This is a genomic window from Ruegeria sp. HKCCSA071, assembly GCF_017872555.1.
In the GTDB taxonomy this organism is placed as follows: Bacteria; Pseudomonadota; Alphaproteobacteria; order Rhodobacterales; family Rhodobacteraceae; genus Ruegeria.
In genome coordinates this window covers 93001-107751 of record NZ_JAEDOX010000003.1, presented here as the reverse complement: position 1 = coordinate 107751, position 14751 = coordinate 93001, and the positions used below count along the sequence as shown (strand labels likewise).

The 14751-nt window shown below is 58.0% G+C and carries 15 protein-coding genes; 6 read left to right on the top strand and 9 right to left on the bottom strand.

The genetic code is table 11. The annotated features are described in order from the left end of the window. Nucleotides 1–131: 131 nt before the first annotated feature. From cpaB to I9188_RS10150, 3 genes are all read right to left on the bottom strand, one after another. The gene (gene cpaB, locus I9188_RS10160) at nt 132–1010 is read right to left on the bottom strand and encodes a Flp pilus assembly protein CpaB (protein WP_209505569.1); all 879 of its coding nucleotides are present in this window, start codon (nt 1008–1010) and stop codon (nt 132–134) included. 292 nt (nt 1011–1302) lie between these two features. Continuing rightward, the gene (locus tag I9188_RS10155; RefSeq protein WP_209505571.1) at nt 1303–1530 is read right to left on the bottom strand and encodes a hypothetical protein; all 228 of its coding nucleotides are present in this window, start codon (nt 1528–1530) and stop codon (nt 1303–1305) included. Between the two features lie 305 nt (nt 1531–1835). Beyond that, on the bottom strand, nt 1836–2063 hold the full coding sequence (locus I9188_RS10150; protein WP_209505573.1) for a hypothetical protein: 228 nt from the start codon (nt 2061–2063) through the stop codon (nt 1836–1838). A 353-nt stretch (nt 2064–2416) separates the two neighbouring features. On the opposite strand from I9188_RS10150, the gene I9188_RS10145 reads away from it, so the two are divergent. Then, nucleotides 2417–3283 (top strand): lytic transglycosylase domain-containing protein, encoded by an 867-nt coding sequence (locus tag I9188_RS10145; protein WP_209505575.1) that lies wholly within the window; start codon nt 2417–2419, stop codon nt 3281–3283. Between the two features lie 37 nt (nt 3284–3320). On the opposite strand, the gene I9188_RS10140 is transcribed toward I9188_RS10145, so the two are convergent. From I9188_RS10140 to tldD, 6 genes are all read right to left on the bottom strand, one after another. Continuing rightward, a complete protein-coding gene (locus tag I9188_RS10140; protein WP_209505577.1) occupies nt 3321–3947 on the bottom strand; it encodes a CoA transferase subunit B in 627 nt (208 codons plus the stop codon). Further along, complete coding sequence (locus I9188_RS10135) at nt 3947–4651, bottom strand: CoA transferase subunit A (protein ID WP_209505579.1); 705 nt, start codon at nt 4649–4651, stop codon at nt 3947–3949. Before I9188_RS10135 ends, I9188_RS10140 begins: the two co-directional genes overlap by 1 nt. A 112-nt stretch (nt 4652–4763) precedes the next feature. Further along, nucleotides 4764–5291 carry a superoxide dismutase family protein gene (locus I9188_RS10130; protein WP_209505581.1) on the bottom strand — a complete coding sequence of 176 codons (528 nt, stop codon included), beginning with the start codon at nt 5289–5291 and terminating at the stop codon, nt 4764–4766. Between the two features lie 123 nt (nt 5292–5414). Beyond that, entirely contained in the window at nt 5415–8042 is a 2628-nt protein-coding gene (gene topA, locus I9188_RS10125; RefSeq protein WP_209505583.1) for a type I DNA topoisomerase, read from the bottom strand. A gap of 180 nt (nt 8043–8222) precedes the next feature. Further along, nucleotides 8223–9350, bottom strand: a complete 1128-nt coding sequence (gene dprA / locus I9188_RS10120) for a DNA-processing protein DprA (RefSeq protein WP_209505585.1) — start codon at nt 9348–9350, stop codon at nt 8223–8225. Nucleotides 9351–9588: 238 nt separating this feature from the next. Then, nucleotides 9589–11010 (bottom strand): metalloprotease TldD, encoded by a 1422-nt coding sequence (gene tldD, locus I9188_RS10115; RefSeq protein ID WP_209505587.1) that lies wholly within the window; start codon nt 11008–11010, stop codon nt 9589–9591. Between the two features lie 176 nt (nt 11011–11186). On the opposite strand from tldD, the gene coxB reads away from it, so the two are divergent. The 5 genes from coxB (at nt 11187) to I9188_RS10090 (ending at nt 14707) form a co-directional block, all read left to right on the top strand. Beyond that, complete coding sequence (gene coxB / locus I9188_RS10110) at nt 11187–12098, top strand: cytochrome c oxidase subunit II (protein ID WP_209505589.1); 912 nt, start codon at nt 11187–11189, stop codon at nt 12096–12098. Between the two features lie 87 nt (nt 12099–12185). Next, entirely contained in the window at nt 12186–13136 is a 951-nt protein-coding gene (cyoE, locus tag I9188_RS10105; protein ID WP_209505591.1) for a heme o synthase, read from the top strand. Beyond that, nucleotides 13133–13294 carry a hypothetical protein gene (locus I9188_RS10100; RefSeq protein WP_209505601.1) on the top strand — a complete coding sequence of 54 codons (162 nt, stop codon included), beginning with the start codon at nt 13133–13135 and terminating at the stop codon, nt 13292–13294. The genes cyoE and I9188_RS10100 overlap by 4 nt, the downstream gene beginning before the upstream one ends. Further along, nucleotides 13294–13869: a cytochrome c oxidase assembly protein gene (locus I9188_RS10095; RefSeq protein ID WP_209505603.1), complete on the top strand. Its 576-nt coding sequence runs from the start codon at nt 13294–13296 to the stop codon at nt 13867–13869. The genes I9188_RS10100 and I9188_RS10095 overlap by 1 nt, the downstream gene beginning before the upstream one ends. Nucleotides 13870–13891: 22 nt before the next feature. Then, nucleotides 13892–14707: a cytochrome c oxidase subunit 3 gene (locus tag I9188_RS10090; RefSeq protein WP_209505605.1), complete on the top strand. Its 816-nt coding sequence runs from the start codon at nt 13892–13894 to the stop codon at nt 14705–14707. Nucleotides 14708–14751 lie beyond the last annotated feature (44 nt).

Genomic DNA, 14751 nt, shown 5'->3' with positions numbered 1-14751 from the left:
GCGCGAAATCCGAATTTATTGCAATAATCAATGGTTTCTGGAATTTTCCTTATGTGGAGAATTGGCAACAACAACAAGAAAAGAGCCGCATCTGTGATGCGGCTCCGATCTTGTAACACTCTGAATTGGCGTCAATTTGTGCAGGGGATAGGCACGTTGACAATCTCGCCACCGCGTCTGATGCGCGTCGTGCAGACCTGTTCAACTTCTTTTTCGGGTTCCGGTGCGGCTGCCGTAATTCCAAGCAGTTTGCGCTGATCCACCTCGATTGTCGACGCAACTGAGTCATCCTGCACCCCTACAAGAGCCAGTGACAGGCGACCGGTGTTTTGGGCCTGCGCCAACGCAGCAACCTGTTCCGGCGTGGCTGCGACCGTGACTGTGCGCGCAATCGTTGCGCTTGCGACGTCCGAACCAGCGGTCTGGTCGACGGCGATGAGCTGAACGTTGGCTTCGATCAGTTTGGTGATGCCGCCGGTATTGCCCTCGACGGTGCCGCTCGATCCGGTCCAGTAGATGTCAACATTGTCGCCGGGGCGCAGGAACCCTGAAACACCGGAGGCCACGTCGACGCTAATCGCAAAGGCGCGCATACCTTTTTCAAGTCGCGAGGTCAGGCCAGCCGATTCGCCTGGCCGTGTAATCTTGACCTCCATAATCGCCTCATCCTTTTCCATGGTCCTCAGAATATAACGCTCATTGGCACCACTTTCGGGAAACAGCACAGTGAGATCAGAGAATGTACCTGCGGGAATCGCGTTTTCTGGCCAGTCTACGGCGCGAACGTCTTCCTGGGTTAGGCGTTCACCGTATTTCAGTGCACGATTTGAAACGTAAACAGTTACCGTTGGAATGACATCGACTTTGGCATTGGCCAGCGCTTCTTCCGCCGCTTGTTTCTGTCGCGCCAGTTCGCTTTGGTAAGCCGCAATATAGTTGCGCGCCATGTAAACGGCGCCCCCAGCCAGAGCAACGCCGACAATCAGGACAAGTCCGAATACCGCTCGCATACATGCACCTCTTTCTTATTTAGTCGAATACTAAGCGGCCAAAGGGCCGCTTTGAAACAGCCCAAGTGTTAAATGTAAATTGTGTCGAAATGTGGGACAAAAATGTCTGCTTGTTAGATTCTGCGTCAGCTTTCGCACAAATCCACAAAAAAACTGCTGTCATTTCCTTGCGGCAGGCTGGACCAGGAACAACAAAACAAACGCCGCGCCCAAAAGGGTCGCCGCGTTTATTTGCCCTACACGTTCACCAATACGCTCAGGAAAGCGGGTGAATGTGAAAACTCGCTGCGGTTCAGTTGGTTCCCGCTGTGACGAGGCCGCCAGGGGCGGTGTTTGAGCCGGTGCTAACAACAGAGGAACTCATGGCTTGGTTGATATTACCGCCGATACCATCAACACTTGAGCTGATGACGAGGTAGGTCGCGCCTGACAGACCGATGAGCACTGCGGTCAAAACCACCCAGTCAACGGTCACCGCTCCCGTTTCGTCCGATTTGAACCGATTAAGGAACTTTAGCATCTACTTATCTCCAATACGAAAATTCGGTGTTTTCCTTAACGTTGCCTAAAAGTGGTTCGTTCGGATGGCAGAAATCAGGCCAAAAATTGATTTCGGTGGAAACATCTAAGATTCCACACTTTTTCACGTGTTCTTGTTGCGAAGAGACCTGCACAAGGGGCGCGATTAATTCGGCGGTGCTCGCAGCGCGGCGCGCAGGCTATGTTTGCTGGCCTGTATTTAAGTCTCAGAAGGTGTCGGTGCTCCTGAAACAAAAAAGACCGCGCCTGAAAGGCGCGGTCTCGAAATCTCTCTAAGCCAGTGGCTTAGTTGGAACCTGCAGTTGTGATACCACCTGTTGCGGTGTTGCTGCCGGTGCTGATTGTCGATGCGTTCAGCGCGGTGTTCACGTCTGTTGCCAGGCCGGTCGCGCCAGCCGAGATCTGCTGGTATGCAACGGCTGCCAGGCCGATGACTGCTGCGGTCAGAACAACCCAGTCAACTGTTACTGCGCCGTCTTCGTCTTTGCGGAAGTTCTTGATGAACTTGATCATGTTACGTCCCTCCTAAAGGATCAAAAAGAGTTTAACAAACCTCGGCGTTCTTCAGAGCTTTCTCTCTCAGTCCGCTCATGTCCGTCTCGGTATGGATTAATGTTTGCCTGTTGTGCGTGGCAGGAATTGGGCCAAACACAGATTTTTTTTCGCGCGGCTTAACTTTTTGGTCACTAAATGCGTAAGCATTTGTAAATAAGACAAAAAAAAATTCTTTGATTGATGCCAAGCGCTCTGTAGCGGTGCAAATTTACGCCAAATGAGGCGAAATTGCCCCAATTCGCTTTGTTTTTCTGGCTTTGGGCGAAGATTCGCGGTTCAAATCGCGTAAAAAGAATACATGAGGCAGGCACATGACTCTCCGGAACGCACTTCAATGCGCCGGTGTACTGGCGTTTCTACTATCTGGTGTCGCACCCGGGTATGCGACCGAGGTTGAGCCGCGCGGAGTTTACAAGCGGATCAAAGCCCCCAAGCCGGGTGAGCGTCCTCGCGTGACGATTCAGATCACCCCCGAGGAACACGCGGCCAAGCCCTCAGCGCCCAGCACAGGGGTGGAACTGGTGGTTCCAGAAATCATAGCAAGAACCAAAGTGGTTCAGCCCACAGTGCCGGGAATCGGTGCCGCGCCTGACCCTAAAGGGTCGTACAAGGCATTCTGGGACCGCATTTCACCGCACATTGATGAAGGCGGGGCCGGGCGGCTTGATGCTGCGATAAACGCGCTGGCGGCGACGAATGTAAGATCGCCCCGGTTGCAATCGCTGCAAAACATAGCAAAAGAACGCGGGATCGAGATATTGCGGTCAACCGTGGGAACCAATGTGTCGCCAGCGCTGGTGCTGGCCGTCATTTCGGTTGAATCGGCCGGTCGCGCAGATGCCGTCAGTTCGGCCGGCGCGCAGGGGCTTATGCAGTTGATGCCCGCTACAGCTGCCCGCTTCGGTGTTAAGGACAGTCTGCAACCCTCGCAGAACATCGCCGGGGGCGTGAAATACCTCAACTGGTTGATGGAAGAGTTCGGGAACGACCCGATTTTGGTTCTGGCCGGTTACAACGCGGGCGAAGGGGCCGTACGTAAACACAGCGGCGTGCCGCCTTTTGCCGAAACCCGGGATTATGTCCCCAAAGTTCTGGCCGCTTTCCAGATCGCGCGGGCTTTGTGCGCGACGCCGCCGGATCTGATTTCAGATGGATGCGTGTTCCAGACCTCAAACTGAAAAGGCCCGCCTCGATCCGGCGGGCCTTTTCTTTTGTTCAGCCGACGATTGTCGCTTCGGTCGCGGCGCGCATTTCGTCTTCACTGACACCCTCTGCCAGTTCAACGATCCTCAATCCGCCCTCGACCACGTCCAGAACGCCGAGATTGGTGATGATGCGATCCACGACGCCCTTGCCGGTCAGTGGCAGAGTGCATTCCTTCAGGACTTTGCTTTCACCGTGCTTGTTGGTGTGGTCCATAACCACGATCACGCGCCCAACGCCCGCAACCAGGTCCATGGCGCCACCCATGCCTTTCACCAGCTTGCCGGGAATCATCCAGTTTGCCAGGTCGCCTTTCTCATCCACTTCCATGGCACCCAGAATCGCAGCAGCAATCTTGCCGCCCCGGATCATCGCAAAGGATGTGGCGCTGTCGAAATAGGCAGTGCGGGACAGTTCGGTGATCGTTTGTTTGCCCGCGTTGATCAGGTCCGGGTCTTCTTCGCCCTCATACGGGAAAGGGCCCATACCCAGCATTCCGTTTTCGGATTGCAAAGTGATGTCCTTGTCGCCCACATAGTTCGCCACCAGCGTCGGAATCCCGATGCCGAGGTTCACATACATGCCGTCTTCCAGTTCCTCTGCCGCGCGTGCGGCCATCTGATTGCGGTCCCAGGGCATTATGCATCCTCCTTCTTGCGGGTGGTGCGCTGTTCGATGCGCTTTTCGTGATCGCCCTGAATGATGCGATGCACATAGATGCCGGGCAGGTGGATCTTGTCCGGGTCCAGTGAGCCGCGCGGAACAATCTCTTCCACTTCGGCCACGCAGATCTTGCCGCAGGTGGCAGCGGGCACGTTAAAGTTGCGGGCGGTCTTGCGGAACACCAGATTGCCGGTGTCGTCAGCTTTCCAGGCCTTGACGATAGCCAGATCGGCAAAAATGCCTTCCTCAAGAATATAGGTCTCTCCGTTGAAATCCTTGTGCTCCTTGCCTTCCGCAATCACGGTGCCGACGCCCGTCTTGGTGTAGAAACCGGGAATACCGGCCCCACCGGCGCGCATCCGTTCGGCCAGTGTTCCTTGCGGGTTGAATTCCAGTTCCAACTCGCCGCTCAGATACTGACGCATGAATTCGGCGTTTTCGCCGACATACGAGCTGATCATCTTTTTGACCTGCTTGGTCTGCAACAGGATGCCGATACCGAAATCGTCCACACCGGCGTTATTCGACGCAAAGCTCAGGTCCTTGACGCCCGAATCCCGGATGGCAGCAAGCAACAGTTCGGGAATGCCGCACAGGCCAAACCCGCCCGCGGCAATCAGCATGCCATCCGTCAGCACCCCATCGAGTGCCTCGGCGGCATTGGCATAGACTTTCTTCATGGAAAACTCCCCCAATGACATGGTGATGGGCAGGTTTTGCCGCCACGTCATGGGGAAGTCAATGAAACCAGAAGGTTCAGGTATTTCTACGGTAGTTCAGCTGACAATAGTGTCAGTCTGCGATCAGGATCCCGCAGGCGATGCGCCCACCTGCGCCGCCAATGGGCTGGCTCATGTGATCGTCGCCAGCTTCGTGGATGATGAAAGTTGACCCGTCCGCATCCAGCAATTCATCTCCATTACCCTCAAGCGAAACAAGGTTTGTAAAGGCCTCCATCTCGCCCACACCATCCTGTCCCACATATAGATTGGGCAGATCGCCGGGCTCGGGGCCTTCAGGGTTCAGCAGACCATGTGCGCCTTCAACTTTGCCAACATGGCCTTGGGCCGTCTTGAACCCTTCGCCGGCCTCGCAGACACCATGGCTGTGCAGGTGCAACCCATGTTTTCCCGGCGGCAGGTCTGTGACGCGCACGTGCAGCAGAACACCATTGGGCCCTTGCGTCGCCTTAGCCTGACCAATGAAGTCGCCTTGCGCGTTGATGATTTCGGCTGTGGCGGACTTGACGTGATGCGCGGCCTGACCCTGCGTGGCAGCCGCAACGCTTATCGCCGCAACAAGAATGGCGGTTCTGAACATGTCTCAACTCCTTTACTGAACAACGCAATCCTGTATCGCGTCAGTCCATAAACACGCGGGCCGTTTCCTTTATTCAGAAACCGGCCCGCGCGTTTGGTGACATGTCCCGGTCAAAAGTCCGGTTTATTCAGCCGCTTTCTTTGCTGTCTTCTTGGCGGCAGCCTTCTTTTTGGGTGCAGCCTTTTTCTTGGTGCCCTTCTTGGATGCGCGCTCATTGACCAGTTCGATGGCCATTTCCTGCGTCACGTCTTCGGGCTTGATGTCTTTCGGGATGGTCGCGTTGACCTTTTCCCACTTCACATATGGCCCGTACCGTCCGTCCAGAACCTGCATCGCGCCGCCATCGGGATGCTCGCCCAGGTCTTTCAAAGCTTTTGCCGCTGCGCGCCCGCGCCCACCGGGATTGGCTCGTTTTTCCGCCAAAAGCTCTACGGCGCGGTTCATACCGATCTCGAGCACATCGTTTGGGTCTTTGAGGTTGGCATAGACCGGCTTGGCTTCATCGGCCAACTGATGCATCAGATAGGGGCCAAAACGCCCGAAGTTCGAGGTGATCATGCCGCCTTCGGGGTGCTCACCGATCTGGCGCGGCAGGGACAGAAGCGTCAGCGCCTTGTCCAGATCCATGTCATCCTTGCTCCAGCCGCGTGGAAGCGAGGCGCGCGGAGGCTTCTTGTTCTCGGGCGTGGGTTCGCCTCGCTGGACATACGGCCCAAATCGGCCGGACTTCAGCCAGATCTCATCCCCGGCGTCTTCGCCCAGCAATTGTTCGTCGCCTTCCGCGCCTTCACCGGCGATAGGTCGCGTATAAGTGCACTCCGGATAGTTTCCGCAGCCCACGAACCCGCCGGTGCGTGAGGTTTTCAGGTGCAATTGTCCCAACCCGCATTTCGGGCAGATACGCGGGTCGGACCCGTCTTCACGCGGGGGGTAAAGCTGTGGCGCCAATGCCTCGTCCAGCTTGTCCAGCACTTCCGATATGCGCAGTTCGGATGTTTCGCCAATCGCTGACGAAAAATCACGCCAGAACTTGCCCAGCAGATCCTTGTAGTCACGATCACCGGCGCTGACGTCATCCAGTTGCTCTTCCAGATTCGCGGTGAACTCGTATCCAACGTATTGACGGAAAAAGTTCAGCAGAAAGATGGTGACGATCCGGCCCTTTTCCTCGGGGATCAGCCGGTTCTTGTCTTTGCGCACATATTCGCGGTCCTGAATCGTGGTCACGATTGAGGCATAGGTCGAAGGACGTCCGATCCCCAACTCCTCCATCCGCTTGACCAAAGTGGCCTCGGTATAGCGCGGGGGCGGTTGCGTGTGATGCTGCAACGCCAGAACGGCTTCGTTATCGGCCATGATTGCGGCTTTGTCCGACTCGCTGGTGGCCTTGGCAAACTGATCGCGCAGCGTGGTCTTGGAAAAGCGCGCGGGGTCGCCCTCCATGATCTGTGGCAGGCGCTTTTCGTCATCATCGGCGACATCATCGCGGCCTTCTTCGTAGACGCGCATGAACCCGTCGAACATTACCACCTGACCGGTGGCTCGCAGACCGACCTGACCGTCGTCACTGCCAATCTCGACCGTGGTGCGCTCCAACCGTGCTGCCGCCATCTGGCAGGCAATGGTCCGTTTCCAGATCAGATCATAAAGCTTGCGCTGATCTTCATCCGTGACCTTCAGCGCCTTGGCATCGCGCGTCATATCCGTGGGGCGGATACATTCGTGTGCTTCCTGCGCGTTCTTGGCCTTGTTCTTGTACATACGCGGGCTGTCCGGCACATATTCTGCACCGTACCGGTCCGCGATGGTGTCGCGCGTTGCCGTCACGGCCTCGGGTGCCATGTCGATCCCGTCGGTTCGCATATAAGTAATGTATCCGGCCTCATAGAGGCGCTGCGCAACCTGCATTGCATGGCGCGCGCCCATGCCGAATTTGCGGCTGGCCTCCTGTTGCAGGGTCGAGGTCATGAACGGCGCGCTTGGATTGCGCGCGGCGGGCTTGGCTTCGACCGAAGTCACACGCAGTGCGCGGCTGGTGACGGCCTGAACCGCCAGTTCGGCTTGTGTCGCGTTGGCCAGATCGTGCTTGTCCAGTTTCTTGCCCGCCAACGTGACCAGCCGCGCCTCATAGGTCTGACCACGCGGTGTCTCGAACAGGGCCCGAACCGACCAATACTCGACCGGCTTGAACGCTTCGATCTCCATCTCGCGCTCGACGATCAGGCGCAGACAGACCGATTGCACCCGACCTGCGGATTTTGCACCGGGCAGTTTGCGCCACAGAACCGGTGACAGGTTGAAGCCAACAAGGTAATCCAAGGCGCGGCGTGCCAGATACGCTTCGACCAGGGGCATATCGACGTCGCGCGGGTTCTTCATCGCCTCGGTCACCGCCTCTTTGGTGATGGCGTTGAAGGTCACCCGGCTGACCGGTGTATCTTTCTTGATCGAGCGGCGCTTGGTCAGGGCTTCCTGCAAATGCCAGCTGATCGCCTCGCCCTCACGATCAGGGTCAGTGGCGAGGATCAGCGCGTTGTCTTCTTTCAGCGCGTCGGCGATGGCCTTTACATGTTTGCGGCTGTCATTGCCCACTTCCCATGTCATGGAAAATCCATGGTCCGGATCGACCGATCCGTCCTTTGGTGGCAGGTCCCGCACATGGCCGTAAGAGGCCAGAACGGTGTAGTCAGGGCCGAGATATTTATTGATTGTTTTTGCTTTGGCCGGAGATTCTACAACAACTACAGGCATTTAAGGGGAAACCTCGCTCGACGAATTTGGCGCCTTTTATGGTGGTGCAAAATGTGTGGGGCAAGCGGGGATTGTCAATGCGTTCCTTTGGCAGGCGGAAAAGCGACGTGATTTCAGCGTGATACCCGCGCCGGATTGCAGGCAGAGCATTCGACTATGCAATCTTGCCTTCCATCCTAATCAGCTTGCCAGAGACAACAACCCGCCCGGCTGGCGCTGGATTCGTCCGTCCAGTTCAAGGTCGACCAGCGCTGGCCCCAGATCCCCGGCCGAGGCCGCAATGTCGCGCAGCAACTGGTCTTCGGCGATGGGGGAAGGTCCCAACCGCTCAAGGATTTGCGCCTGCAAATCCAGTGCGGCGGGCCGTGGTTGCTTGGCGGGCGGCTCCTCGGGTTTTGCAAAGATCAGATCGCCTTGTTGTGGCAGCGCCTCGACAACGTCGTCTGCCGAACGGACCAGCGTCGCACCGTCCCGAATCAAAAGGTTGCACCCGGCAGCGCGGGCGTCAAACGGGTGGCCGGGCACGGCCAGAACCTCGCGCCCCTGATCCAGGGCGTCACGCGCCGTGATCAGGCTGCCGGATTTTGCTGCAGCCTCGACCACCACAACAGCTTGGGCCAGGCCCGAGATGATCCGGTTGCGGCGCGGAAAATGCCTGGCCTGAGGCGTCACGCCCATCGGTTGTTCCGACAGCCGCAGTCCCTTGGTCGCGATATTATGCGCCAGTTCCGTGTTCTCGGCCGGGTAAATGACATCGACACCACCAGCCATGACGGCAACTGTGCCGGTGTCCAGCGACGCCATATGCGCCGCCGTATCAATGCCGCGCGCCAGACCCGAGACAATCACATGTCCCTTTTCGCCCAAGGCGCGCGCCAGACCACGCGCCATCCGCGCGCCCAGCGACGAACAGTTGCGCGCGCCAACCATCGCAATCGCCGGTTTCTGCAACAGCGACACTTCCCCGATGGCCCAAAGCAAGGGCGGGGCATCGGGTAGGTCGTTCAATGCGCCGGGGAAATCCGCGGCCCCAAGGCACAAAAGCCGCGCTTTGGCGGCTTCTGCGGCCCTGAGTTCCGCCTCGATCACGCCGGGGGGGCAGGTTTCATACCCTTCTATTCCGGCGGCGCGTGCCATTTCAGGCAGCGCGGCCAGCGCGTTCTGCGCCGAGCCATGTTCACGCAGCAGCCGACGAAATGTCGCCGGGCCGACCTTGCGAGAGCGCAACAGACGAAGCCACGAAAACCGGTCCTCTTCCGTGGTGGGTGGGAGTGGGGGGTGATTGGAAGAAAGCTGCTCTTCGGTCATCCGTTGCTCCGCCTGATTGCAGAACTGGTTTACGGGACAGGGGGTTAACAGCCTCTGAATCGCAGATAATTAGCGGCGATTTATCTGTATTTCTTGGGGAATGCGACGATTAAGTCTCTGAAAATAAACAAATAATATTTTCAAGCCGGCGCTCAAATTAATGGCGCTGGTTGGAATGCTGTCGAATCAAAGTGGCGCATGGTTAACCCTGCGCCTGCCTTTGCGCTTCTCTTCCGACTCAGGCTGCAGACCCGCCGACAGTCAACCCGTCCATCAGCACTGTCGGTTGACCTACACCCACGGGCACCCATTGACCGTCCTTGCCGCAGGTGCCCATACCCGGATCCAAAGCCATATCATTGCCAAGGCCGCGGATGCGTTTCAACGCCGAAGGCCCGTCGCCGATCAGCGTGGCCCCTTTGACAGGCGCTCCGATCTTGCCGTTTTCGACCCGATACGCCTCGGTGCACGAGAAAACGAATTTACCGTTGGTGATGTCGACCTGGCCGCCTCCGAATCCAACCGCCCAGATGCCGTCTTTAATATCTGCCACCAAAGCTGCCGGATCAGCGTCGCCCCCCAACATGATCGTATTGGTCATGCGCGGCATGGGTTTGTGCGCATAGCTTTGCCGCCGCCCGTTGCCCGTGGGCGCAACGCCCATCAGCCGGGCGTTTTGCCGATCCTGCATGTAGCCGGTCAGGATGCCATCCTCGATCAACACGGTGCGCGAGCTGGGCGTGCCTTCATCATCCACAGTGATCGAGCCGCGACGGTCGGCGATTGTGCCGTCATCCACCACGGTCACGCCCTTGGATGCAATCTGTTGTCCCATCAGCCCGGCAAAGGCCGAGCTTCCCTTGCGGTTGAAATCGCCCTCAAGCCCGTGACCGATGGCTTCGTGCAGCAAAATACCGGGCCAGCCGGGGCCAAGTGCAACCTCCATCACGCCCGCAGGGGCGGGAACCGCGTCCAGATTGACCAATGCGATGCGCAGGGCTTCGCGCGCCTTGGCCTGCCAGTCGGCAGGGTCGATCAGCCCGCTCAGGCCAACCCGCCCGCCGCCGCCGGCCGATCCGCTTTCGCGCCGCCCGTCCTGTTCAACAATGACCGAGACATTCACGCGCGTCATGGGGCGCACGTCACGCACCATCACACCATCGGGTCGCAGAATTTCCACCTCCTGAACGGCGGCGGCGATCATTGCGCTGACCTGAACCACCCGCGAATCCAGATCGCGGGCAAAGGCGTCAATCTCCCGCAGGGTTTCGATTTTCACCGGGAAGGCGGCAGATTCGATTGGGTCTTCGTCCGTGTACAGGCGCGTATTCGTGGGGCGGGGGGCTTCAGCGAGCGTTCCGCCTCCATCGCCAACCGCCAGTCGCGCGGTCTCGGCAGCACGTTTCAGTGCGGCAATCGATACGTCAGTGGAATGCGCGTACCCGGCCACTTCGCCCTGAACGGCACGCAGGCCAAACCCTTCGGATGCGTCATAAGACGCGGTACGAAGACGCCCGTCGTCAAACACCAGAGATTCGGATTTCCGACGCTCGACAAACAGCTCTCCATCCTCGGCCCCGTCCGTTGCCGAGCGCAATATGGCCAGTGCTTCATCTTGCGGCAGGGCGCTCTCAAAGGGGCGAAACGGGGCTTCAGGCATGGGTTGCGACCTTTCGGGTTTGATCCAGATCAAAAATAGCGTCTGTTTGACGCAAGCATTTTGCTTTATCTACCCGCCGGAATATGGTTTTTAACGCGGCCAAAGACAACGGGAGAGGTGCGACCGATTCACACCTTTCCGTCAGGGACGCAAAGATCAAACGATCAGGACAGAACATGAAGAATGCTTTGATGCTTTCAGGGTTTATGACAGCCCTCTCCAGCCTACCCGCCATGGCTCAGGAGCTTGAGATTATCGGCAAGCCGGTAGACGGCGGCATGGGCTTTCAGCCCGCGGCCACCAGCCTTGCCACAGGAATCCAGAAGCTGGACGGCATGATTCTCGTGATCATCACCGCAGTCTGTCTGCTGGTTGCAGCTCTGCTGGTCTATTGCATCGTGCGCTACAATCAGCGCGCAAACCCGACCCCGGCGCGTTTCTCGCACTATACCCCTGTTGAAATCGCCTGGACCTTGGGTCCGATCTTGATTTTGGTGTTTATTGGCGCGTTCTCGCTGCCGGTTCTTTTCAAACAGCAGGAAATCCCCGAAGGTGACATTACCATCAAAGTCGTCGGCAACCAGTGGTACTGGACCTACGAGTATGTTGATCACGATTTCGCATTCGACAGCTATCTGCTGGGCCACCCGGCGACCCTGGACGAGGGCGCACGCCCTGCGGACGCGGACGTGACGCCGTTTGTTCTGGATGACGCAATGCGCGCCAAGCTGATCGATGCAGGCTACAGCGATGATGAATGGCTGTTGGCCACCGACACCGCTGTTGTCGTTCCGGTCGGCAAGGTCATCGTGATGCAGGTGACTGCATCTGACGTGATTCACTCGTGGACCATCCCGGCCTTTGGCGTAAAGCAGGACGGTGTGCCCGGACGTCTGGCCGAACTGTGGTTCCAGGCCGACAAGGAAGGCATCTATTTTGGTCAGTGTTCGGAACTGTGCGGCAAGGACCACGCCTATATGCCGATTACCGTCAAGGTCGTAAGCCAGGAAGTCTATGACGAATGGCTGCAAGGTGCGATCGAAGAATATGCGGGCCTGCCGCAAAGCTATCAGGTCGCCTCGAACTGAGTACGATGGGGCGGGTTCAACCCCGCCTGACACAAATTTCAGGCTGCGCGGGCGATCCGCGCAGTTTTCGCCCCAAAAGGACCGGAAATGACCGACGCAAGCATCAATGCCAGCACTGCGACCGCCCGGGCGGACGAGGCCGGCTTTGGCGATTACTTCGCCCTGCTGAAGCCGCGCGTGATGTCGTTGGTCGTGTTCACGGCATTGGTCGGCCTGTTGGCGGCCCCTGTTCCTGTCCATCCCTTCGTCGGATTCTGCGCCATCCTGTTCATCGCCATCGGAGGCGGAGCATCAGGTGCGCTGAACATGTGGTGGGACGCGGATATCGACCGTGTCATGAAACGCACCAAATCCCGCCCGATCCCTTCTGGCAAGGTCGAGGAAGGCGAGGCGCTGGCCGTTGGTCTGGCTCTGTCGGGTCTGTCGGTGATCATGCTGGGCCTTGCGACCAACTGGTTTGCAGGCGCGTTTCTGGCTTTCACCATTTTCTTCTACGTTGTCGTCTACACGATGTGGCTGAAGCGTTCGACGCCGCAGAACATCGTGATCGGTGGCGCAGCGGGTGCGTTCCCTCCGGTGATCGGCTGGGTGGCGGCCACGGGATCGATGTCGGTCGAGCCCTGGCTGATGTTTGCCCTGACCTTCATGTGGACGCCGCCGCATTTCTGGGCGCTGGCGCTGTTCATGCGCTCGGACTATGACGACGCAGGCGTGCCGATGCTGACCGTCACCCACGGTCGCCGCGCGACACGTGTCCATATTCTTGTCTATACAGCTCTGCTGGCCCTGCTGGCCGTCGGAACTGCATTTTCAGGCATTGGCGGCCCGATCTATCTGACCGTTGCACTGGTTCTGAACATCCTGTTCCTGCGGGGCGCGTGGAAAATCTCGCGCCGGACCGAAGACGATTCCGAGGCAGATAACTTCAAGGTTGAACGCGGTTTCTTCAAGCTGTCGCTGCTGTATCTGTTCCTGCATTTCGGTGCCGTTCTGGCCGAAGCCCTGCTGAAACCCTATGGTCTGGGGGGATGGTCATGAGCCTGCGCAAAGGTCACGAGCTGCATCAGCGCCGGTTCAGCCGCAATCTGGGTGTCGGCCTGACGCTGGCTGCCTTTATAGTGATCATCTTCGGCCTGACCATCGTCAAGGTCTCGGGCACTGATTTCAACAGGGCGACGCAAGAGGTTCAGAACTGATGGCGTTGTCCGGTCCTCAGAAAACGGTTGTCCAGACCGTCGGTGTGGTTGTCTTGATGGGCAGTCTCGCCTGGGCGTCGGTGCCGTTCTACAACTGGTTCTGCCGGGTGACCGGATTTGGCGGCACCACTGGTGTTGCCGAAACTGCCCCCGATAACATTCTGGATCGCACCGTTACCATCCGCTTTGACGCGTCCAAGGCCAAGGACATGGAATGGGAGTTCAAGCCGGTCGTGCGCGAGATGGATGTGCGCATCGGCGAAACAGGTCTCGCCTTTTACGAGGCCTACAACCCGACGGACCGCCCCATTGCCGGGCAGGCGTCTTACAACGTGGCGCCCTATTCTGCGGGTGGGTATTTCCAGAAGATTGCCTGTTTCTGCTTTGAAGAGCAGGTGCTGCAACCCGGCGAGCGCGTTGAGATGCCGGTGACTTTCTTCGTCGACCCGGAAATGGTCGAGGATCTTGAAGCCAGGTATGTTCATACGATCACGCTGTCGTATACATTCTACGAAATTGACCTGCCCGAGGGCTATGCCGCCCTCGATGCGCAGGCAGATACAAACACGAACTAACGCCTGTAGGTGAGGGACGCTGATGGCACACGCTAAAAACCACGATTATCACATTCTGGCCCCGTCGATCTGGCCTCTGATCGGCGCCGTCGGCGGCTTTGTCATGCTGTTCGGAGCCGTTCTCTGGATGCAAGGCATCACGCCCTTCATGTTCTGGGCCGGTCTGGCAGCTGTTCTTTACACGATGTTCGCCTGGTGGTCGGATGTGGTTGCGGAAAGCCGTCAGGGCGATCACACCCCTGTTGTCCGCATCGGTCTGCGCTACGGCTTCATCCTGTTCGTCATGTCCGAGGTGATGTTCTTCTTCGCCTGGTTCTGGTCGTTCTTCAAACATCGCATGTACCCGATGTACGACTATGCCGGCACCGAATACATTCAGCCGGATATTCATGCGGTTGACCCGTTCCACCTGCCGCTGATCAACACTCTGGTCCTGCTGCTGTCAGGCTGTGCGATCACCTGGGCGCACCATGCACTGGTGCATGACAATGACCGCAAGGCGCTGATCAATGGTCTGGCCATTGGCATCGTGCTGGGTATCGCCTTTACCTTCCTGCAGGGCTATGAATACGCTGAACTTCTCAAGCATGAAGGCTGGGAATTTGGCGGCGACCAGTTCTATTCCAACTTCTTCATGGCGACCGGGTTCCACGGTGCGCACGTGATCATTGGGACGATCTTCCTGACCGTCTGCTTGATCCGCGCGCTCAAGGGGGACTTCACACCGGAAAAACACGTCGGTTTTGAGGCCGCCGCCTGGTACTGGCACTTCGTCGACGTTGTCTGGCTGTTCCTGTTCTTTGCCGTCTACATCTGGGGCCAGGCTCCGCTGATGTAACGCCGGTCAGGCTGATCAGTTGCAAAAGCCGCCCCAAGGGGCGG

Coding starts and splice junctions, on each gene's coding strand:
- cpaB (WP_209505569.1), bottom strand. CDS start 1,010: ATGCGAGCGGTATTCGGACTTGTCCTGATTGTCGGCGTTGCTCTGGCT.
- I9188_RS10155 (WP_209505571.1), bottom strand. CDS start 1,530: ATGCTAAAGTTCCTTAATCGGTTCAAATCGGACGAAACGGGAGCGGTG.
- I9188_RS10150 (WP_209505573.1), bottom strand. CDS start 2,063: ATGATCAAGTTCATCAAGAACTTCCGCAAAGACGAAGACGGCGCAGTA.
- I9188_RS10145 (WP_209505575.1), top strand. CDS start 2,417: ATGACTCTCCGGAACGCACTTCAATGCGCCGGTGTACTGGCGTTTCTA.
- I9188_RS10140 (WP_209505577.1), bottom strand. CDS start 3,947: ATGCCCTGGGACCGCAATCAGATGGCCGCACGCGCGGCAGAGGAACTG.
- I9188_RS10135 (WP_209505579.1), bottom strand. CDS start 4,651: ATGAAGAAAGTCTATGCCAATGCCGCCGAGGCACTCGATGGGGTGCTG.
- I9188_RS10130 (WP_209505581.1), bottom strand. CDS start 5,291: ATGTTCAGAACCGCCATTCTTGTTGCGGCGATAAGCGTTGCGGCTGCC.
- topA (WP_209505583.1), bottom strand. CDS start 8,042: ATGCCTGTAGTTGTTGTAGAATCTCCGGCCAAAGCAAAAACAATCAAT.
- dprA (WP_209505585.1), bottom strand. CDS start 9,350: ATGACCGAAGAGCAGCTTTCTTCCAATCACCCCCCACTCCCACCCACC.
- tldD (WP_209505587.1), bottom strand. CDS start 11,010: ATGCCTGAAGCCCCGTTTCGCCCCTTTGAGAGCGCCCTGCCGCAAGAT.
- coxB (WP_209505589.1), top strand. CDS start 11,187: ATGAAGAATGCTTTGATGCTTTCAGGGTTTATGACAGCCCTCTCCAGC.
- cyoE (WP_209505591.1), top strand. CDS start 12,186: ATGACCGACGCAAGCATCAATGCCAGCACTGCGACCGCCCGGGCGGAC.
- I9188_RS10100 (WP_209505601.1), top strand. CDS start 13,133: ATGAGCCTGCGCAAAGGTCACGAGCTGCATCAGCGCCGGTTCAGCCGC.
- I9188_RS10095 (WP_209505603.1), top strand. CDS start 13,294: ATGGCGTTGTCCGGTCCTCAGAAAACGGTTGTCCAGACCGTCGGTGTG.
- I9188_RS10090 (WP_209505605.1), top strand. CDS start 13,892: ATGGCACACGCTAAAAACCACGATTATCACATTCTGGCCCCGTCGATC.